This window comes from Novosphingobium organovorum (assembly GCF_022832435.1).
Taxonomy (GTDB): domain Bacteria; phylum Pseudomonadota; class Alphaproteobacteria; order Sphingomonadales; family Sphingomonadaceae; genus Novosphingobium; species Novosphingobium organovorum.
In genome coordinates, this window is the sequence record NZ_JALHLF010000067.1 from 1 (window position 1) to 20,342 (window position 20,342).

A 20,342-nucleotide genomic window follows, 5' to 3' on the forward strand; every position below is an offset into this window, starting at 1 on the left:
CCCCGATGGCGAGCTGCCCCCTATCCGTTCGGGCGCGACCAGCGCGGCGCTCGCGGCGAACACGCTGAAGACGGCAAGCGCGCCGCCGCGCGCGTCGGGTTCGAGCCGGTCGCGCACGCCGACGGTTGGCGCACCTTCGGTCTCAGGCGCGGCCGCGACGCCCTCAAGCGGGACACTGGCGGCCTTGGGCGGCGCGGTTCTGGCGCCGACCTTCTCGGGCGTGCTGAGCGGAGCGGCTCCGAAACCGACAGCGGCGTCGACACCGACAGCGGCGCCGACACCGGCGCCGACACGGGCATCGACATTGGCGCCGACACCGGCACCGCCTGCAACGGCCCCGGTTTCCCCGCCGACTGCGCCCGTGCGCGAACCGGCGCAGGAAAGCCTGGCGCAGGCTTTCGCCGATCTCGGCCGTCCGACCAGCGTGACCGCCGCTTCGGGCGCGGTCGACCTGCGCACGATCAAGCCGGCGCGGCCTGCTCCGCCGCCCCCGCCGCCCAAGCCCAAGCCGCCCGCGCATCCCAGCCGGATCTGGGTGCAGATCGGCGTCGGGCGTGACGACGCGGCGATCGCGTTCGACTGGCGGCGCTATGTCCGGCTCTACCCCGCGCTGTTCAAGGGGCGCGAGCCGCACGTCTCGCAGATGGGGCGCACCAACCGCATTCTCGTCGGGCCGTTCGACAGCAAGCGCGCGGCGGGCGATTTCCTCGACGATTTCACCCGCGCGGGGAACGGCGGCGCGCTGGTCTGGACCAGCCCGGCGGGACAGGTGGTCGATACGCTCGACACCGGCAAGTAGAGGCGGCGCGTTCAGGCCCGGCCGCCGGGCGCGCTGGCCGCGCGCGCCGGGAAGCGGCCGGGGCGTTGCGCTGTCGTCCAGTGTGTCTCATAACGCGGGCCGGGAGGGGCGGTTGAGGCGCGGTTGAGGCGCGGTTGAGCCGGGGCGTTGCCCCCACGCGTTGCGCCGAGTTCGGTATTTTGCGTTAACCTTATGAATTATAGATAAAATGTGCCGCGAGGCGGTTCTTTCGCTGCGATCTTATCCACACCCTGTAAACAGCCTTATCGGGTTTTGCGCAGCTCATCGGGGCCGGTGGATTGTGTTGCATGGGCAAGGCAAAGCATCCCTATGCGCGAACACGCGGAAGAGGGTCTGCTTAGTCCATATGAGAATTGTGCGCGAGGATATCGGCAACGATGACGGAACGGCTCCGGTGGAGATGCTCGCTTCGCTGTTCGAGGCGCGCGAGTGGCCGTTCGCGCACGCCAGCGACGAGGAGATCTCGGCGGAGCTGAAGGGCGCCTGGACGACCTACCAGTTCCAGGCGATCTGGCGCCGCGAGGATCGCGTGCTCCAGCTTTTGTGCCTGCCCGAACTGCGCATTCCCGAGGAAAAGCGCGCCCATGTCTACGAAGCGCTCGCGCTCATCAACGAGCAGCTGTGGGTGGGCCATTTCGATCTGTGGTCGAACGGATCGGTGGTGCTCTACCGCCATGGCCTGATGCTCGGCGAGGATGGACTGCTGCGCCCGGGCCAGGCGCAGATGGTGGTCGAGGCCGCGATCGAGGAGTGCGACCGCTTCTACCCGGTGTTCCAGTTCATCCTGTGGGGCGACAAGACCCCGGCCGAGGCGCTCGCCGCGGCGATGGTCGACGCGCTCGGCGAAGCCTGACGCGCGCGGCGAAGCCTGACGCGCGCGGCGATCGGGCGCTCTGCGGCCGTCCGACACGGACCTTGCCCTCGCGTCCGGCGCTTCCTAAGTGGCCGGGCACGCGCTTTTCCTTTCCAGGCAACGGGACCAGACCACCATGGCACGCTTTTCTTCCATCCTCATCTTCGGCTGCGGGAACATGGCGGGCGCCATGCTCGAGGGCTGGCTGGCGGGGGGCGTTCCGGCCTCGACCTTCACGGTCTACAACCGCACCCCCAAGCCGGTGCCCGAGGGCGTCGAGCAGGTCAACGCGGTGCCGCAGGGGCGTGTCTTCGATGCGGTGATGATCGGCGTGAAGCCGCAGGTGCTGGGCAGCGTGGTCGACCAGATCGAGCCGCTGGCGGGACCTGAAACGACCGTTTTCTCGATCCTGGCGGGCAACGAGCTGGCCAGCCTTGCCGCGCAGTTCCCGCGCGCGGGGGCAATCCTGCGGATCATGCCCAACCTCGCCTGCGCGCTCGGCAAGTCGCCGATCGCGCTTGGCGCGCAGGGGCTGGGCGCGGCGGATCTGGAGGCCGTCACGACGCTGATGGCGCCGCTCGGCACGCCCGAATGGATGGAGAGCGAGGACCAGTTCCACGCCGTCACCGCGCTCGCGGGAAGCGGCCCGGCTTATGTCTACCGCTTCATCGACGCGCTGGCGACGGGCGCGGCCGAGCTGGGTATCGAGCCCGCCAAGGCGCAGCGTCTGGCGACCGCGATGGTCGAGGGCGCGGCCGCGCTGGCGAGCGCCTCGCCGCTCAGCGCCGGGCAGCTCGCCGACAAGGTGGCGAGTCCGGGCGGCACGACGCGCGCGGGGATGAACGTGCTCGACGCCGACGGGGCGATCAACGCGCTGATGCTCGCCACGCTGACCGCCGCGCGCAACCGCAGCGAGGAAATGGCGCAGGAAGCCCGCAGCAAGGGGTGAACGGAACCGGGCCGGGGCATCCGCAAACACTCGTAGCCGGTGCGCGGACACACTATGTTACACTTGGGCGTTTCCGGTTTTCCTTGAATCTTGCCTTCCGTCGTCCGATATTGGCGGGGTATGGGAAGCGGCATCATGCGCGTTTCCCCCCAATGGGAGTTAAACATGGCAAATTGGAACGACCCCCAGCCCCGTCAGGGCTTCGGTGCGTCTCCGATTGATGGACGCACCGCGGGCGGCGTCGCGTATGACGCGGGCCTGCGCAAGTACATGCTGTCGATCTACAACTACATGGCCTCGGGCGTGCTGCTGACCGGCGTGGTCGCGATGCTGTTCGCCTCCTCGGGCTTTGCCGTGCAGGTGCTGATGAGCCCGCTGCGCTGGGTGCTGATGCTCGCGCCCTTCGGCTTCATCCTGGCGCTCAACTTCGGTCTCAACAAGATGCAGACCTCGACCGTGAGGATGCTCTACTGGGGCTTCGCCGTGGTCTTCGGCCTGTCGCTCTCGTCGGTCTTCCTGGTCTATACCGGGCAGTCGATCGCGACGACGTTCTTCGCCACGGCGGCGGCGTTTGCGGGGCTGAGCCTCTTTGGCTACACCACCAAGAAGGACCTGTCGGGCTTCGGCACGTTCCTCATCATGGGTCTGGTGGGCATTCTGGTCGCCTCGCTGATCAACCTGTTCCTGCACTCGAGCGCGCTGCAGATGGCGATCTCGATCCTGGGCGTGCTGCTCTTCGCAGGCCTCACCGCCTACGACACGCAGAAGCTCAAGGTGCAGTACCAGTACCTCGCCGGGACCGAGTTTCTGGGCAAGGCGGTGGTAATGGGCGCGCTCACGCTCTACCTCGACTTCATCAACATGTTCCTGTTCCTGCTCAACTTCCTGGGCGATCGTCGCTGATCGCCTGATGCAGGCGGGCAGGGTTTGCCAGGGGGGACCGCCCGGTCAGCCCCGGTAAATCCAGGTTCCATACAATGCCCGGTGCGTTTCGTCGCGCCGGGCATTTTCATTGCGCGAAACAGCGGTTATCAGGGCGTCAACGACGTTTATCTTGGCTTAGGAAGTGACGCAGGTGGATAGCAGGTTTTCATGGGTACGGCGCTCGCTCGGCGGCGCGGTGCTGGTCGGTGTCGCGCTGCTTTCGGCCTGCGGACCCACGCCGCCCCCCGCGCCCACGCGGGTGACGCCGCCGCCGCCGGTCATCGTCATTCCGCCCAAGCCGGTCCCGCCCGAAGGCGCGCCCGCCGATCTCAAGACCCCGCCGATCGCGGCCGATGGCCAGCGCCACACAGTGAACTACGGCATCTCCACCCCGCAGGCGGTGTGGAACCTGCGTTCGGCCTACAACGTGGCCGCGCTCAACTGCCCGGAGGCGAAGTACGCCCCGATCACCGAGGGCTACAAGCGCTTCCTCACCGTCTACGCCAAGCAGCTGGCCGCGGCGAGCAAGGAAATCGACCGCAGCTTCGCCTACGGCCACTCGCGCATCGAGGCGATCCGCGCGCGTGAGACCTACCAGACGCAGGTCTACAACTACTTCTCGCTGCCCCCGGTCGACAGCGCCTTCTGCGAAACCGCGATGGAAGTGACGAGCGACCTGCAGGCGATCACGCCCGACCAGTTCGACGCCTGGTCCTACGTCGGCCTCGCCAAGATGGAGAAGCCGTTCAAGGACTTCTTCGACGCTTTCGAAAAGTACCGCGCGGACCTTGCGGCGTGGGAAGCGCAGTACGGCGGCGGGCTGCTGACCGTGCGCCCCGACTTCGAGCAGCAGGCCGAACGCGCGCGCCAGCAGTTCGGTGACACCGCGGCCCCCGCGCCCGCTTCGGCGCCCACCGACGCGCCGGTCGGCGATCCCTCGCAGCGCTGATTGCCGGCATGGAGAATGCGTGGGGGGGACGGGGTGCTGCCCCTTGCCCCTCGCTCGCCCAGGGCGGTGGCGCGCGGTGGCGCGCGGCGGCTCGCGACGCTCTGGCGAGGGGCGTAACGCGTTCGAATGGCCGCCTTTTGCCGGTGGAGTGGGGGCGGTGGCGCTGTTGGCGGCGCGCTTTTTCGCTTTTTGCAGGTCCAGGCGCAATTTGGGGCTTTTCACGCGCCGCGCTCTTCGCTAAGGGGGCGCTCCTGCCACGGAACGCTTTCGCGGCAGGACGATACTGGAACGGGGCCGTAGCTCAGCTGGGAGAGCGCGTCGTTCGCAATGACGAGGTCAGGGGTTCGATCCCCCTCGGCTCCACCAGTATCTTCTTTTTCCGCAGATTTGCTGAAAATCCCGGTAATCCGGGGCTTTCTTAACCCGTTTGCTACCCGCTGGTGTTACACACGGGGTATGCGAGACGTGGGTAAGCCAACAGGACTGGTGAAGCGTAAGGGCAGTGCCAACTGGTATTTCCGTAAGCGGTGTCCGAAACATTTGAAGACTGCCGGGGTCAGGGATCAGGTTTGGATCAGCCTTGAGACCGCTTGCTACGAGACAGCACTAACCAGAGTGGATGGTGCTCGTGAAGAGGCCTTGCGCTGCTTTGCGACCAAGCAGCGGGAAGGCTCTGCTATTTATCCGCGATCACGGCTGCCCATAAGGGTTCTGGACGACAACTGGCCAGTGCTGGCTCCGGAACAAGCTGCGCCCTTGGCGCGAGCTTTCCTGATCGCCTCGATCCGGGAAATGGATGCAGAACCTACGGCCATCCGAACGAACCGTGACGATGATCTCGCTTGGCGCGCTGAGTTGGAGACCATGCTTGCCCGGGTTACAGGGCCTGAACCCGACGATTGCATTGATGACGTTGCGGGAGTGCGATTTGCGGCTTTGCGCAAAGCCAAGCTGCGCACAGAGCCGGGATCGGAAGCGTGCAACTTGTTGCACAACTACCTGCGACGGGCGATGGCGCAATCGCTCAAGATCAGATTGGCTCGTCAAAACGGCGACTACTCAGACAAGATTACGGATCGACTTTTTGCGAACTGCTTGATTGTGGGCGATGCGGAGCAAGGTGGCGCGAGTAGGTTAGGCTGCTCCGTTGAGGCAGTTCCGCTTGGCATCGTGGAGCGACCGCTGGGGGACGTGGTGGAGCGATATCTGGCAGAGGTGCTGTCGAAGCCAACGACTGACAAGACAAAGGATCGCTATCGGGCTGAGTTGAAGCACATCGTCAGCTTCTTCGGGAGAGAGAGGCCCGTCTGGCAGATCAGAGCAGAGGAGTGCGACAAGTTTCGTGCTGCTTTCTCGCTGCTCCCCCCGAACTTTGAAGATAAGATCAAGGGGGGGAAGAGCATCGAAGCTATCATTGCAGAACGGGCTGACGAAGACCGGGTGCTGGCATGGGCCACGCTCGAAAAGTATTTGTCTCAGCTAACCCGCCTCCTCCGATGGGCGCACAAGCATGATTACGTCGCGAAGAGTTACGCGGAAAACTTGAAGCCTCTCGCCGCAAAGCCAGATGGCTCGATGGCTAAGTTGCCATTCGAGGATGAAGAGCTACAACGGATATTCTTGCGCCCGATCTACACTGGCTGCCGAGATGATCGGCGAGGTTTTGCGAAGCCGGGGCCGAACATCGTGCGTCGAGCCCGGTACTGGGCTCCTCTGATTGGCCTGTTCGCCGGGCTCCGTTGTGGTGAAATCCTGCAGCTAACCACTGCTCATTTCCGGGTCTCTCCGGAAGGCCACGATTTTATCGTGCTCACGCCGGATATGAAGCTGAAAACAGAGAACGCCGAGCGAGAGGTGCCGGTGCATCCCGTTCTGAAGGCCATCGGGCTCGTTGATTGGGTAAACCGAAGGCGAGAGCGGGGCGAACTTGCCTTGTTCCCGGAAGTGCCGTCACATTCTGCCTATGGCGATCAAAGTTCCCGGTTCTCCAAGTGGTATGAAAGCGACCTTCGTCATTTCGAGTTGGGCGAGCGTCGTGCGAAGCTGACCTTCCACTCGTTCCGGCATACCTTCAAGCGAGGACTAGATCGTGCCGACATCCGCGAAGACAAGAAGGAGGAACTGTGCGGCTGGGCGAGAGGAAAGCGGACTGGCAGAAGGTATGGCACCGGGCTGGAAGCTGACGTGCTGAAAGCCTGCGTGGATGCGGTGACCTTTGGTGTCGATCTCACTCATCTTTTTGACCACGCTGCCATGGACGACTGACATGCGTTGATCCCTGCCGCCGTTCGTCATAGACAGGCCGCGCCCAGACCCGGCCACTCGCTTAATGCGCGGGCACGGGAGGCGAGTTGGGGAACTAATGACAAAGCTGACACAAGCCGCTCTTGAAAAGCACCTCTGGGGTGCGGCGGACATTCTGCGCGGCACGGTCGATGTCGAGGACTATAAGCAGTACATCTTCGGCCTGCTTTTCTACGTCTGGCCAAACCACGGCCGGCGGCATCGCTTCAAGGCGGCGGCACGCATGGTCAGAATGGACCCAGAGGTCCGGGATTACATTCAGGGGCATAGACCTCGGACTGAAGGCGAGGCATACGGTTATGTGCGACGAGCGGCCACCTTCCATGAGATCGAGTTGTTTCCGCGCTCCGAATTACCCGCGAAAGGTGGGACCTCATGATTGGGTTGATATTCAATATGTTGCTCGCCGATGCTGACATTTCGAAATCGAAGGGGTTATCCCCCTGGATCCATGTTTCCGTCGTGCGCGTCGCTGACAGTGGATAGATGTCAGGGCGATGGGGGGGATATGAGTTTTTGTTGGTATGGTGCGTTGCGGCGCGCTAGAACATTATGAGAACAAATGGGGCGGGCTATTTCAAGGGAATGGTGTTAAATGCGGTTAAAAGTGATGGATCTATTCGCTGGGGCCGGAGGGCTCTCGGAAGGTCTGGCTGCTGAAGGCATTGAGGTCCGGCTTGCTCAAGAACTGCACCCCCAGCCTGGTCTAACTCATGCGCTCAACCACCCCGACACTTCGGTTGTTGTGGGGGACATTCGGCAACTCAACCTCAATGTTCTGAGGGACGTTTTGCAGCGAAATCATGGAGAGGATGCGGTGGACATTGTTGTCGGTGGGCCGCCTTGCCAAGGATTTAGCTCAGCGGGCAAAAAGCAGATTGATGATCCTCGAAATAACCTGTTTACGCACTTCTGCCGTGTTGTGGCCGAGTTTAGGCCCAAGGCTATTGTCTTGGAAAATGTGCCGGGCTTTAAAACCCGATACGGAGGTCAGATATATCAACAAGCGCGAAAAGCATTTTCTGCACTGGGCTACGAACTCGAAGATCGCATATTGAACGCACGCGATTATGGTGTTCCGCAAAACCGTAATCGTTTCGTGATGGTAGGTATTCAGCGCTCTCTGGGACTTCATTGGACGTGGCCCGAGCCAACGCATGGCGGGCATACTGAAGGTCTCTTTGGTTCACTTCTTAAGCCATTCGTTACAGTCGAAGATGCCATATCTGATCTTGAGTTCGTAACTCCTGGGTTTGAGGGACACAGGCCGCTCCACACTGCGCGGACTTCTTATCAACTTGATCGCCGAAGCAACTCACACCTTCTGTTTAATCATCTTGCCACGCGGCATAGGTCGAAGGCGGTTGAGATGTTTCAGCATATTCCTGAAGGGGGAACCATAAATGCGGTGCCGAACGCCCTCAGAAGCGCAAAAAGAACAATGGCAAGGTTTGATCGAAAGGGCGTCTCCAATGCAGTTCTCGCATTGCCTGATGATTTGATCCATTACGATCAAGATAGGATACCGTCGGTTCGTGAGTTGGCGCGATTGCAGTCATACGACGATGACTACGTATTCATGGGCAAACGCACTTCGGGCTTTAAAGAGCGAAGGGTGGATGTCCCGCAATATACGCAGGTAGGTAACTCGGTGCCGCCTTTGCTTGCTCGCGCAATCGGTCGTGCGCTTGTGAGAATGTTTGGAGCGGAAGGTGGAGATCAGCGGTGCTTGAAGGCTCGAAGGGAGCGCGCGTCTTGGATCCGAGGGTCATCTGCGCGTGCCGGTTATACCCTTGCAAATGAAGCAACAGTTCGTCTTTACGATTTGCAAGGGGAAATACTTCCATTGCCGTTGGATGAGCGGGCTGTCGCAGTCGGGGATGCGGAGGCGCTCGTAGAGTGGGCCGTGGGTGAGCGCGTCGGATTGAGTAAGCAATGGGCTCCTAATGCGATGGCCATTTAACGAAAACGCCCAAAAACTGCCTCAACTAGATTTGGAAAATCACTGAAATTCTTCCAGGATGGTGGTCGATATTCCTGGTTATCATCTCTGGTAGTATATTTATGTTTGAACATATAGGTGTTGTTCCGGCATTGGCCGGACTGTAGCTCTCCTTCGGGCTGAGTTGTGTCGATCTTGTAAATGTTCGCCGTTACAATCGCGTGCGTGATTGGGTGTGCCGTTTTGATTTTAATGCGCGTTCGGTTGATCGGGCAATCGTGAGTTTCCTTCACGTGCGAACAAGTTGTTTGGTGCATGTCAAGATACAGCTTCCACCTTGCTGCCTGACCTGCCCGATCGACTAGGGATGTCTTGGCCGAGAGGAACAACAGAGGAGAAGAAGGTTCAGCTATCGGCAGCCAAAATGACATGTCGATGTCTGGCTCTACCGAGAACTCTCCACCGTCCGCATCGAACCCGTAAATGGTCAACTCGTCTTTTAGATGTGATGGGGCATTTGGCCCACAGCAAACCGGTAAATCAGTAGTTTCCAGCCAGCGTATAGCCGCGTATTCGCATACGCCTTGGAAGTTGGTTCCAGCACTTCTCTTGATTGCGTTAATCGAGTTAATGCCATCTTTACCAGATGCTGCAATTTGTTCCAAGACTTCATTATATGTTCCACGTAGAACGCCTGTCAGGCTGCCCATAGCCGTATGGTATGGTTTGGAAACGCCCTCATTGATCAATGTCCCGATAATCTCGTCAAACGCGACAAGCGCAGGGCGAAGCCGTTCGCGCTTTCGCAACGCAACGAGCCGCTTTAGGCGAACAGCCTTTGCACGATCTAACGGACTAACAAAAGTTTTTGACATTATTTCCCTTTAGCTATTTCTAAAATCACAAGGGCAACGCTCAGATCGACACAATTTGTAAAGCCAATAATATTGACTGCAACGTCTTCCCCATACGCCCCTGCCCATGTGGGACTTGCCTGCCGGGCCGGGGCGGTGTTCCACACGGGTCGGTCTCCTTCCAATGAGGCACGGTTTCAGGGGGTCTATGACCCGTGTGGAACCGTTTAGATAGGCGCTTATTTACTTGATGTGCATCGGAGGTTGCTATGTCCGCCACTCCATCGAAAGGATAGCGCCTGATGCTCGCAGATTTAAAGCCACGTAGGAAAAACCTCGTCTTTGATCTCGTAGAGGAGGCCGGGTACGACACGACGGACTGGGTGGAGAGCTTCAAGCGTGCCGCAGGATATAAGGCGAACCCGAAGTACTGCTACGAGTGGGGGTACGTGCAGCCCGGAAGGCTGATCATCCTCAACCTCTGGCACTCGAACATGGTCGAAGAGCACGGACAGATCGTGCATCGTGGCACCTTCCGCGCCGACGCCGAGTTCCGTCGCCTTAATGGTGCCAAGCAGCAGTGGGTTGATCGCGCGCGGCGTCTCGATGGGGCTCTTCAAGTTGCTCTTCGTGAAAACCTTCCGGTCAGGGTGATCATCGTCGATGGTGATCGGCGCGAGAAAGAAGCCGTGGACGGGCCGTCGTCAAGAGTGCGCTGCCGGGAACTCGATCCTGAGCCCTGGACAATCACCGCCTACGATTGGGACACTGGGTCCTGCGAGCTAACGCGCGGTATTCTTGATGGGCGCTTCGTCGATCAGTTCGACTTGGAGCAAACAAGCAAGTCCGGCCCTGAGCGTCGAGAGGTGACAACCTCGTCTTTCGTTCGCGATCCAGCCGTCAGACGGCGCGTGCTTTCGCGGGCTAAAGGGAGATGCGAACTCTGCGGTGAGCAGGGCTTCAAGATGGCCAGCGGCGCGGTCTACCTTGAAACGCACCATATCGTTCCACTCGCAGACGGTGGCGACGACCATGCAATCAATGTCGTAGCGCTCTGCGCCAACGACCACCGCTGTGCACATTTTGGTGATGACCGGGAAGAGATCGCCCGAAAGCTTCATGCGGTGGCTAATGCTTTCAGCGATACTGCTTCCCGCATTGCTGTAGTGCATTGAAATCGGCTGAAGCTGGGCCAAGGTGTATCTCTTTTTTCGTCAATATTGACTGTATTTCGTGACTAACATTTTGCTTCATGTCATTGTTTTTAGGCAATAATATGAGGTTGAAATGCTTGTTGGCTATGCCCGCGTCTCCACGGCCGATCAGGTCGCCGGACTTGAAGCCCAAGAGCGCGATTTGCGTGCAACGGGTTGCACAAAGCTCCTGTCGGAGCGCGTGTCGTCGGTCGCACAGCGGGAGCAGTTGGCGACGGCGCTCGACTACGTCCGAGAAGGCGACACGCTTGTCGTAACGCGGCTTGATCGGCTGGCTAGGAGCACGGCAGACCTCCTGTCGATCATCGCTACGTTGGAAAGCAAAGGGGTGGCGTTGCGCATCCTCGACTTCGGCGGGCAAGCTGTGGATACGCAATCACCGTCAGGACGCTTGATCGTGACGATGTTCGGCGCAGTCGCCCAGTTCGAGCGTGAACTGCTCTTGCAGCGCCAGCGTGAGGGCATCGCGAAGGCGAAGGCGGACGGAAAATACCGTGGTCGGGTTCCGACTGCACAGCGCAAGGCTTCTCAGGTGCACGAACTTCGGGCTGGTGGCCTTGGCGCATCGGAGATCGCCGCACGCTTGGCCATTTCGCGTTCGAGCGTTTACCGGGTGCTTTCCGGGGTATCGTCATGAGCGGCAACGTGCCCCGGCTTTTTGCCGACATCACCGCCTTGCTCGAAGACATGCACGCCGTCGCCGTGGAGGGCCAGCGGCGGGATAACGCCCCGGACATGCAAAGCGCACTTGTCGGCCTCTTGCAGTCGAGGGTAGCCACGTTGGATGCGAGCCTAGCCAAGATTTCGCTGAAGCTGGGGGGAGGGCATGACTGAGCATCCTCGTCGGCCTTGGGAGTGCCATTACAATAACTGGAGTTGGGCTGAGCGGTGCGCAGTGACGCCGATCCAGAACGCCTTGTTCCGTTCCGGCCAGCTTGCTCGCCCCACCATATGTACGATCTGTGGCTTCAGCGACCCCGCCCGGCTCGACGGTCGCGGCTACATCTTTGCGCATCTGGAGCGGTACGACCGGCCAACCGAACTCTATCCTGCTTGCAAGCGATGTCACGCCGCGCTGCACGCGCGCTTCAGAGACCCCGAGCGGTGGCAGGTTCACCTTCGCCGGTTTTCGCGCCCAGCTTCATGGGCATTTGCGCTGACGCTTGATCCGGCATCGCAATGGCAGCCGTTTAGCTTGACCTATCCGGAAGGATTGCCGCCGCCGATGCTCCCGGACCTACAGCCGCGTCTTCTTTGAGCGGGCGGCCCAAAAGTGTCTAGTTTTCTGGTGTTTCTGGCCAATCCAGTAATTGACCGGGCGTCACGTTCAAAGCCTTGGCGATCTTCGCCACAATCTCGATTGTGGGGTTACGTGCACCCCGCTCGACATCGCTGATGTACGTCCTGTGGATACCAGCATGGTCGGCGAAAGTTTCCTGCGACATTCCCTGTGCTTTGCGAAGCGTGGCTACGTTTTTGCCAAGCCGCTTTTTAATGTCTTCCATCAGGAAGGATAAGCAATGGATGTCACTGATCAGTCCACCGACGATGAGTGACAAATCGACGTATGTCACTTATCGGTGACAAATTCTTCAGACAATTTCCCTATCGCTTGCTTAGTTGTTTTGCGGCTCGGCTGAGCCGACGGAGGAAGAGATGTCGCGTATTGTGAAGACGGAAATTCGACGGCGAGGAGCGTTCGGCAAGATCGTCAAATGGACCTTCATTCTGTTCAACTTGCTTATGCTGGTGTGGATGTTGTCCACCTGTGCCTCGGCTGGCGAGATGATGAACCAGGCGCAAAACGACGCCGAACATGTGGGGGCGGCCATTGGTGCAACTGTAGCGTCAGGCGTTCAGCTCTTCATTTGGATGGCAGGCGTTGTGGTCCTTGGCGCGATGGTGCTGTTTACCCGTGGGAAGAAGCTCATCGTTGAGGAGATCGTGCAATGAACGCCTCTGCCATGCACGGGCAACGATCTCTGTGGCCGGTGGGCGGTGTATTGTTTGGTGGCTGGCTCGTGGTCACACCGCTTCTGACCGTTCTGGTTGGACTGCCGCTGTGGGTCATGCCGGTGCTCGCGGTCGTCTTGCTGTTGTGGTCGTGCGTCCAGCCGGACACGGAGATTGTCGGCTACCCGCTATCACGATTGCGCAAGCTGCTGATCGGCCTTGTTGTGGTTGCGCTGTGGCAAGCCTCCGCCATTTCCGGAACCCTGCAATCTAAAGAACTCGAAGCGGAAGCCGAAAGGATCGTGTCCCTTGGACAAACCGATCCCAAAGGCCAGTCTGCTGCGCTTGCCAAGGCTGACGAAGAGATGCTTGCGGCCATCGGCAAGGTCGCGCCATCTCTCAAGGAAAGCGAAGTGGCGCGGCGCAATGAGGAAAAAGCAGCCGCCAACGCGCCCCGCATCGCTGAACTGCTGGGGCAGGAAAAGAAGCTCGACAAGGCTGATGTTGAAGGTCGTGCCGTCATCTGGCGGGAACTCGCCTCGCTCGCGCCCGGTGACGCCGACTATCGAGCGACACTGACGGAACTGGAAGAGAAGCTGGCTAGGATAGAGCGTGTCAGGCAAGACCCCACCAAGGGCGTCGAGATCGTGGACTTCCAATGGCAGACTGATGGCTTCGGCACGGTCATGATGCTCGACATCACCTTGCGCAACACCAGCAGCGTGGAACTGCGCGACTTCGTCATCAACTGCGAGCACAGTGGCCCGTCAGGCACGGTCATGGACCGCAACAGCCGCACTCTCTATGAAAAGCTCGCTCCGGGCGAGAAGCGCCGGTTCCGGAAAGTGAACATGGGCTTCATTCACAGTCAGGCCACATCTTCCAGTTGCAGGGTTGACGGAGCTTCTATGGGGTAGGCGGCGTGGGCATCGCGATGGCGGCCGAACAGCTTAACCTATCCAGACGGACTGCGCTTTCTAGACGCTGAGACGTTCAAGCCAGACCTCTTCAACCGCTGGCGGATCAGGAGCAACTATCTGTCAGGGTTTTGATGCTAGTCCATCGGACACGTTAACAAGCGGCATGGAGATTGGCTTTGTCAGGGCCATACGAACAACACGAAGCGCCGTCATTCAATGCTACGCAGGGGGAAAGTCCACTTCTTTGGGCGTTGCAGCAGTATCAAAGGGTCATTCGCCATTGGATGGCTGAATTAACGGCGATTGAGTTCACCGTGTTGATGCAAATACTGGATCGAACCGTGGGGTGGCAGAACCGGAGCAGAACGATTGGCCTCTCTCACTTGCTCAATGGCGGACGCCACTACGCTGGGATAGGCCATGCCGTTAAAAAGTCCTCCTTGATGAACGCGCTTCGCAGTTTGGAAGACCGTGGCATCATCGAACGTCGTCGCAGCAGCCATCATAATCAAATGAAGGAGTACCGGGTCAATCTCGACTGGATGCCATCGGGCCGCAGCGAAGAACAAGACGGATGTGGTGACGGCTGGGCACCTGACGAGGAGGGCTACGCGCCGTCGCTCTACGACCTGCAAAACCAGTCCACTTGATGGAATAACCAGTGTCAAATATAGACTGCTTATTCCATCAAGTGGACCATCTAGTCCACCAAGTGGGCACATAAGAAGGGTAGAGGGATAAGGGTAGAGCTTACAGTAGTCATTAAAGAAGTCGCCGGACAAGCCAGCTTGCCCGGCGGCTGATCTTGTTCGGCTTGAATTTTTATCCGGACAGCAGTCCGAAATGGCCGCGCGGGCCTGTCGCCGAGTGTTGAAGGCCTGTAGTGTGCTGCTAGGTGGTGCGCGGAAGGCCGCTCCAGCAGTGCTGTGGCGTATCATCTGGTTGTTGAGGGAGGGTGACATGCTGCTCTCTCGTGGCGGGTTTGAGAGGGCCGAATTTGGCGGCTGGACACTGTTCCCGGGTATCAGGTTGGCATTCGACATCCCACGCGACGGTGACGCCCATGTTGTTTGTCGTGTCGTCACTTCGGTCCCGGCGTCCAATGAAGTGAGTTGCGGGGGGTGGTTCAAGGGAAGACCCATCCGTCTCCCGGAACGATCTCCGCGACAACTGGGTGGACGGAGCAGAGTGCGTCTACATCGGGCAATCCGGTAGCCTTCAACGCCGCCTGCGCGAGATTGCCGATTTCGGGACAGGCAACGCCATAGGTCATTGGGGCGGTCGCTTGATCTGGCATCTACAAGATCAGGCCGAACTCGTTGTGGCGTGGAAGGCTACCCCAACCGAACTTCCTCAGGGCTGTTGAGAGGCACGCCGATCCAGCAGTTCAGGTCGGTTTGCGGCAAGCCGCCATTCTCGAATGAGCCGCATCTCCTTGCAAGCAAGCTTACACAAAGCCCCCCCGCCTTGGAAACCAAGGCGGGGGGGCTTTGTGTGGCGTTTTTAACCCAAAACCATTGGGCTATGCGACCTACCTAATTAGGGGAGGATATCCAAGAATATTAGGCTTTCATAGGTTGAGGCATCTTCAGAAAGTTGGAAATAGGCAGCGTCTCCCCCATCGGTTACTATGCCAGCGCACTTCAGGAACTCTCGAATGGCTTTTCCTGTTCTCAGTGTCGATGATGAGGGGATTTTAACACGGTAAAATAGCGGGGTTATTGAGTTCATGGTTGTATTCTTCCTTAAGGTTAGTGTTTAACCCACGGTGTGGGCAATCACGAACCTCTCGTGCGCGTACATTCTACCCGCCTAATTGAAATTTTTGTCTGACGCGGTTAGCCGTCAGTTGCAGTCCAATATGCAAATATGGGCATTGGCGTTACTCGAAACCGTTCCTCGCGTCCTCATTCGTGTGCGCGCCGCCAATCCTGATTTGGCTATCTGCTGGCTAATTCGCGGCGCGCACAGGTTGTTCTTGAACCGCCTGGCGGCCGAAAAGACCGAGGGTGTCATAGGCCTTTTTGAGTAGGCCCTCGACTTCTGGACGCCTTCTATCCAAAGCTTGAGTACAGGAGGTGATGATGGGAAAGCCCAATGTCTGTGATGAGGCAAAGTGCGATGCAGTGGCCCAGATTATCGAGCGAAAGTATTTTGTAGCCGAAATGCTGACAAAGGCATCGGCGGTCTAGACGCCTACGTCGTCGTGGTGCGTCAAAACATCGCGCTGCGCACTTTCTGGAGGCTGAAAAATTGTTACGCAATCTGGGCGAAGCGATTGATCAGGGGCGCTCGCCGAGTAGCAGCCAGACTGCTGAGTGGCGGGCTTGACACTGTTACACAGGGCGGTTACACACCGCCTCTCAGGCACTGGCGGAAGCATAGGGTTTCTGCGGTTCGAGAAGATCGGTCGTCGTTCCCCCTCGGCTCCACCAGTACCGCCAAATCGTGATGCTCCGGCGCTTGGCCGGATCGCTGCCCGGTCGCCTTGGCCGGGTTTTTTGTTTATGGGCAAAAGGCGCTATGTGGGGTGCTCGCAGCCCCCTCTTTGAACCCGCCGGACCTTAACCCATGCATTTTCTCGACCAGGCCAAAATCTATATCCGTTCGGGCGCTGGCGGCCCCGGTGCGGTATCGTTCCGCCGCGAGAAGTACATCGAGTACGGCGGACCCGACGGCGGCAACGGCGGCAAGGGCGGGGACATCGTGTTCGAGGCGGTGGCCGGGCTCAACACGCTCATCGACTTTCGCTACACCCAGCACTTCAAGGCCAAGCGCGGCGGCCACGGCATGGGCAAGAACCGCAACGGCGCGGCGGCCGATGATCTGGTCATCAAGGTGCCGGTGGGCACGCAGATCATCTCGGACGAGGACGGCGAGACCGTCCTGGCTGACCTTACCGAAGCGGGCCAGCGCCTCGTCATGCTCGAAGGCGGCATGGGCGGGCGTGGCAACGCCAGCTACAAGACCAGCACCAACCGCGCGCCGCGCAACCACCAGCCGGGTATCCCGGCGGAGGAAATGTGGGTCTGGCTGCGCCTGAAGCTGCTCGCCGACGTCGGGCTGGTGGGCATGCCCAACGCGGGCAAGTCGACCTTCATCAACAAGCTGTCGAACACCAAGGCCAAGGTCGGCAACTACGCCTTCACCACGCTGCGCCCGCAGCTGGGCGTGGTCTACCACAAGGGCCGCGAGTTCGTGCTGGCGGACATTCCAGGCCTGATCGCGGGCGCGGCGGACGGTGCGGGGATCGGTGACCGGTTCCTGGGCCATATCGAGCGCTGCCGCGTGCTGCTCCACCTCATCGACATTTCGGTCGAAGACCCGGTCGAGGCGATGCGCGTGGTCGAGCAGGAGCTGGAGGCCTACGCCGAGGAACTGGCCGACAAGCCGCGCCTCGTCGCGCTCAACAAGATCGATCTCGTCGACGACGAACTGGCCGCCGAATACGCGCGCGAACTGCTCAAGGCGGGCGCGCACGAGGTGTTCCCGATCTCGGGCGCGAGCGGCAAGGGGCTGCCCCGCCTGCTCGACGCGGCGATCGAGTACCTGCCCGCCGCCACCGTCACCGAACGCCCCGAAGGTGAGCGCGAGGAAGCCGACGATACGCCCTGGTCGCCGATCTGACGCGAGGCCGTGACGTGCATTTTGTGCATGTCAGGCGAATCGCCCGACGAATCGCACCATCGTAAAGGCGCGGCGGACGGCGCCTCTGGTGCGGCGGGGTGACCCGATGGGGCGTCTTTGTGCCCGTTTGTTGCAAAAAGTTCGGAAAATGCACCCCTTGAGCTACCCTTTTTTGCAATAAGGCTGACACATCCGCGCGCGCTGCGTGGGGTAGCCCTGTCAATCTCGGCCGATTTGAACGCCGGGCGGTACCGCACGGATTTGCGGCCCGTTCGACTATTTGCCAGGGGGTGCTTCATGTTTATTCCTGATCCGCGCGACGAATCGCGCAGCGTTGCCCGGTTCTGGGCCCAGTTCGGGGCCCGGTCCTGCGGCCAGTCATGGCGCGGCCTTGTCACCAGCGCGGCGCTGGCGCTGCTGCTCGCGGGGTGTGGGGGCGATGACGGCTCGTCGAGCTCGAGCAGTTCGACGACGACTTCGACGTCGACCACCTCGTCCTCGGACAGCTCGACCGATTCCAGCACGGACAGCTCGACCTCGAGCGACACCAGCGTGAGCGATTGCACCGACGACAGCGACGAGGGGGCCTACGTGACCTGCCTTGCGCAAGCCTTTTACGATTCGCTGAGCACCTCGCAGCAGTCCACCGTCCAGCTCGATCTCACGCAGTCGAACGCGGTCAATTACTGGACCAACCTTCCGGTCACCTCGAGCAACCGTAAGGGCATCAGCCTCTCCGCGCTGTCGACCAGCCAGTACACCATCGCCGAAGCGCTCATCAACGCCGCGCTCTCCTCGCAGGGGCAGACGACGATGGCGAACCTGCGCGATGCGGACGAGTACCTTGCCGAAAACGGCGGGGGGTCGAGCTACGGGGAGGACGTTTACAACATCTCCTTCCTCGGTACGCCCTCGACCACCAGCGCGTGGATCCTCGAATTCACCGGGCACCACTACACCTGGTTCTACGCGATGGATGCGTCGAACGAACCGGTCAGCCTGACCCCCAACTTCGTCGGCGTCGAGCCGGTCAGCTATACCTCGAGCGGGTCTACGGTGACCCCGATGGCCTCCGAGCACGACGCGATGCTGGCGGTGCTCTCCTCGCTCTCGACCAGCCAGCTCGCCGCGGCCAAGCTGTCGAGCTCGGTCAGCGATCTGGTGGTGGGACCGCAGGAGGACGGCAATTACCCCTCCACCCAGTCGGGTATCGCGGTCTCGGCGCTTGATTCGGACCAGCAGGCGCTCGTCAAGGCGGCGATCGCGGCTTACGCGAGCGATGCCAACGGCACGGGCCAGTACGACGCCTATGTCACCAGCACGGCGCTCAACAGCACCTACATCTCCTGGTCGAACTATTCGGACCTTTCGACCAAGGGCTCGTACATGCGCATCGACGGTCCGCGCGTGTGGATCGAATTCTCGGTCCAGTCGGGCGTGGTCTTCTCGGCCAACCACTACCACACCATCTGGCGCGACAAGACCTATGACTACGGCGGCAACTTCAGCTTCTGATGCGGTGGACCGGCGGGGCAGTGTTCCCTCCGGTCCATCTTTGGCCTCACCCTCGGGTCGCACCGGGTCGGGTCTTGGCCGTTCGGGGGAGCGGATGGGGGGAGCGGCGCAGCGGCGCCGCTCCTTCCCAAAGGCGTGGTTGCTTCACGCGCTGGTGTTCATCGGCGCGCTGTTCGCGCTGCTGGGCTCGGACGGGGTGGCCGAGGCGCACCCGATGCCCGATTCGATGGTTTCGGTGCGCGTCCACGAAGCGCGCTGGCGGCTCCATCTCGAAGTGCCGTTCGATCGCCTCGCCATGGCGCTCATCGCGACCGGGCGGATGCCCGATCCCGGCCCCGGTTTCGATCAGTACCCGGTGCCCAGCCACGCGATGATCGCCGGGTACCTTGGCGATACGGTGCACCTTACCGCACCCGACGGACGGCCCTGGCGGCTCGTCGTCAAGAGCATGACCCCGCCGCCGTTCGGCCAGCGCAACTGGACGATCGATGTCGACGCGGTGCCGCCCGTGGGCGCGAGCCGGCGTTCGGCCCGGCTCGACTACGATCTGGTCATTCGCGACGTGATCCCCGACGTCGCGATCGTGGCGATCGATCAGGACTGGCAGGGCGGGGTTCTGCCCGGCCATCCGCGCCTGCTGGGTTCGCTCTCGCAGGATCACCGCAGCCTGACCGTCTCTCCCGAGGCGGGGGACGGGCTCGGCGCGCTGGGCCAGATGGTCGCGATGGGGGCCTGGCACATTCTCGAGGGCGCCGATCACATCGCCTTTCTGCTGACCCTGCTGCTCAGCGTCACGCTCGTCGCGCAGGGGCGGCGCTGGGCGCCGCAGTGGCGCAATCGCACGGTGATCTCCAACACCTTGTGGCGGGTGAGCGCGTTTACCGCGGGGCACACCGTCTCGCTGCTGGCCACGTCGTTGGGCTGGCTGCCCGCCGCCGGGCAGGGGATCGAGGTGCTCATCGCGGTGTCGGTCGCGGTTTCGGCGGCGCACGCGCTCGTCCCGCTCTACCCGCGGCGCGAGGCGTGGATCGCGGTGTTCTTCGGGCTCGTCCACGGCATGGCCTTTGCCACCGCGATCCGCGAGCTGGATCTCACCACCACGCAGACCGTACTGGCGACGCTCGGCTTCAACGTGGGGATCGAGCTGGTCCAGCTGGGCATCGTCGCGCTTGTCCTGCCGCTGCTGTTCCTGCTGCGCGGACGCCGTTTCGAGCCGCTGGTGCGCCGCACGGTCGGTGTCGCGGCGCTGCTTGCGGCGATCTGGTGGGCGGCGGACCGCATGACCGGCTAGGGCCTGTGGGGGGCGTGGGCCGGCGCCGAACTTTTGGATCAGGCTCTAAGGGGGTTCGCTGAGCCGGGAATGGGTTACTCTGCCTGTCCGGGCGCACCGGCGCCCGGATGGAGGGTGCCCCATGCGACGTGATCCGCTTTTCTTCGACCGCCGTTTCGTGCTGTCCGGCGCGCTGGCCGCGCTGGTGATGCCGGCCAGCGGGGCGCGGGCGCAAGCCCTGGCGGCGC

The 20,342-nt window shown here is 61.1% G+C and carries 20 protein-coding genes and 1 tRNA gene; 18 read left to right on the forward strand and 3 right to left on the reverse strand.

Annotated features, from left to right (window positions below; genetic code table 11):
* Positions 1-459: hypothetical protein (locus MTR62_RS14625; RefSeq protein ID WP_244022227.1), on the reverse strand; the 459-nt coding region annotated here is incomplete at its 3' end.
* Between MTR62_RS14625 and MTR62_RS14630 the strand changes: the two genes are divergently transcribed.
* The 9 genes from MTR62_RS14630 (at position 425) to MTR62_RS14670 (ending at position 8,762) form a co-directional block, all read left to right on the forward strand.
* Positions 425-799, forward strand: a complete 375-nt coding sequence (locus MTR62_RS14630) for an SPOR domain-containing protein (RefSeq protein WP_244022229.1) — start codon at positions 425-427, stop codon at positions 797-799. The two genes, MTR62_RS14625 and MTR62_RS14630, sit on opposite strands and share 35 nt — an antisense overlap.
* Positions 800-1,166: 367 nt before the next feature.
* Positions 1,167-1,673, forward strand: coding sequence for a type III secretion system chaperone family protein (locus MTR62_RS14635; RefSeq protein WP_244022231.1), 507 nt, complete (start codon positions 1,167-1,169; stop codon positions 1,671-1,673).
* A 136-nt stretch (positions 1,674-1,809) separates the two neighbouring features.
* On the forward strand, positions 1,810-2,622 hold the full coding sequence (locus MTR62_RS14640; protein ID WP_244022233.1) for a pyrroline-5-carboxylate reductase family protein: 813 nt from the start codon (positions 1,810-1,812) through the stop codon (positions 2,620-2,622).
* Between the two features lie 165 nt (positions 2,623-2,787).
* On the forward strand, positions 2,788-3,525 hold the full coding sequence (locus MTR62_RS14645) for a Bax inhibitor-1/YccA family protein (RefSeq protein ID WP_244022235.1): 738 nt from the start codon (positions 2,788-2,790) through the stop codon (positions 3,523-3,525).
* Between the two features lie 172 nt (positions 3,526-3,697).
* Entirely contained in the window at positions 3,698-4,495 is a 798-nt protein-coding gene (locus MTR62_RS14650) for a hypothetical protein (protein ID WP_244022237.1), read from the forward strand.
* Between the two features lie 290 nt (positions 4,496-4,785).
* A tRNA-Ala gene (locus tag MTR62_RS14655) sits at positions 4,786-4,861 on the forward strand.
* A 120-nt stretch (positions 4,862-4,981) separates the two neighbouring features.
* Positions 4,982-6,760: a site-specific integrase gene (locus MTR62_RS21510; RefSeq protein ID WP_244022238.1), complete on the forward strand. Its 1,779-nt coding sequence runs from the start codon at positions 4,982-4,984 to the stop codon at positions 6,758-6,760.
* Between the two features lie 97 nt (positions 6,761-6,857).
* Positions 6,858-7,178, forward strand: a complete 321-nt coding sequence (locus MTR62_RS14665) for a type I restriction-modification system subunit M N-terminal domain-containing protein (protein ID WP_244022240.1) — start codon at positions 6,858-6,860, stop codon at positions 7,176-7,178.
* Positions 7,179-7,394: 216 nt separating this feature from the next.
* Entirely contained in the window at positions 7,395-8,762 is a 1,368-nt protein-coding gene (locus MTR62_RS14670) for a DNA cytosine methyltransferase (RefSeq protein WP_244022242.1), read from the forward strand.
* Here MTR62_RS14670 and MTR62_RS14675 read toward each other — a convergent pair.
* Entirely contained in the window at positions 8,759-9,616 is an 858-nt protein-coding gene (locus MTR62_RS14675) for a hypothetical protein (RefSeq protein ID WP_244022244.1), read from the reverse strand. The two genes, MTR62_RS14670 and MTR62_RS14675, sit on opposite strands and share 4 nt — an antisense overlap.
* A gap of 281 nt (positions 9,617-9,897) precedes the next feature.
* Here MTR62_RS14675 and MTR62_RS14680 point away from each other — a divergent pair, with 281 nt between their 5' ends.
* From MTR62_RS14680 to MTR62_RS14690, 3 genes are all read left to right on the forward strand, one after another.
* Entirely contained in the window at positions 9,898-10,770 is an 873-nt protein-coding gene (locus MTR62_RS14680; RefSeq protein ID WP_244022246.1) for an HNH endonuclease, read from the forward strand.
* Between the two features lie 112 nt (positions 10,771-10,882).
* Positions 10,883-11,446, forward strand: coding sequence for a recombinase family protein (locus MTR62_RS14685; protein WP_244022248.1), 564 nt, complete (start codon positions 10,883-10,885; stop codon positions 11,444-11,446).
* Entirely contained in the window at positions 11,443-11,643 is a 201-nt protein-coding gene (locus MTR62_RS14690; RefSeq protein WP_244022250.1) for a hypothetical protein, read from the forward strand. Before MTR62_RS14685 ends, MTR62_RS14690 begins: the two co-directional genes overlap by 4 nt.
* 443 nt (positions 11,644-12,086) lie before the next feature.
* Here MTR62_RS14690 and MTR62_RS14695 read toward each other — a convergent pair whose 3' ends face one another.
* Positions 12,087-12,383 carry a helix-turn-helix domain-containing protein gene (locus MTR62_RS14695; protein ID WP_244022252.1) on the reverse strand — a complete coding sequence of 99 codons (297 nt, stop codon included), beginning with the start codon at positions 12,381-12,383 and terminating at the stop codon, positions 12,087-12,089.
* Positions 12,384-12,465: 82 nt separating this feature from the next.
* Between MTR62_RS14695 and MTR62_RS14700 the strand changes: the two genes are divergently transcribed.
* From MTR62_RS14700 to MTR62_RS14725, 6 genes are all read left to right on the forward strand, one after another.
* Complete coding sequence (locus MTR62_RS14700) at positions 12,466-12,762, forward strand: hypothetical protein (RefSeq protein ID WP_244022254.1); 297 nt, start codon at positions 12,466-12,468, stop codon at positions 12,760-12,762.
* Entirely contained in the window at positions 12,759-13,679 is a 921-nt protein-coding gene (locus tag MTR62_RS14705) for a hypothetical protein (protein ID WP_244022256.1), read from the forward strand. The genes MTR62_RS14700 and MTR62_RS14705 overlap by 4 nt, the downstream gene beginning before the upstream one ends.
* Before the next feature lie 287 nt (positions 13,680-13,966).
* Entirely contained in the window at positions 13,967-14,332 is a 366-nt protein-coding gene (locus MTR62_RS14710; protein ID WP_244022258.1) for a hypothetical protein, read from the forward strand.
* Positions 14,333-16,253: 1,921 nt separating this feature from the next.
* Positions 16,254-17,309 carry a GTPase ObgE gene (obgE, locus tag MTR62_RS14715; RefSeq protein WP_244022260.1) on the forward strand — a complete coding sequence of 352 codons (1,056 nt, stop codon included), beginning with the start codon at positions 16,254-16,256 and terminating at the stop codon, positions 17,307-17,309.
* Between the two features lie 297 nt (positions 17,310-17,606).
* Entirely contained in the window at positions 17,607-18,824 is a 1,218-nt protein-coding gene (locus MTR62_RS14720; protein WP_244022262.1) for a DUF3500 domain-containing protein, read from the forward strand.
* Between the two features lie 139 nt (positions 18,825-18,963).
* On the forward strand, positions 18,964-20,115 hold the full coding sequence (locus MTR62_RS14725; RefSeq protein WP_244022264.1) for a HupE/UreJ family protein: 1,152 nt from the start codon (positions 18,964-18,966) through the stop codon (positions 20,113-20,115).
* The last annotated feature ends 227 nt before the right edge of the window (positions 20,116-20,342 follow it).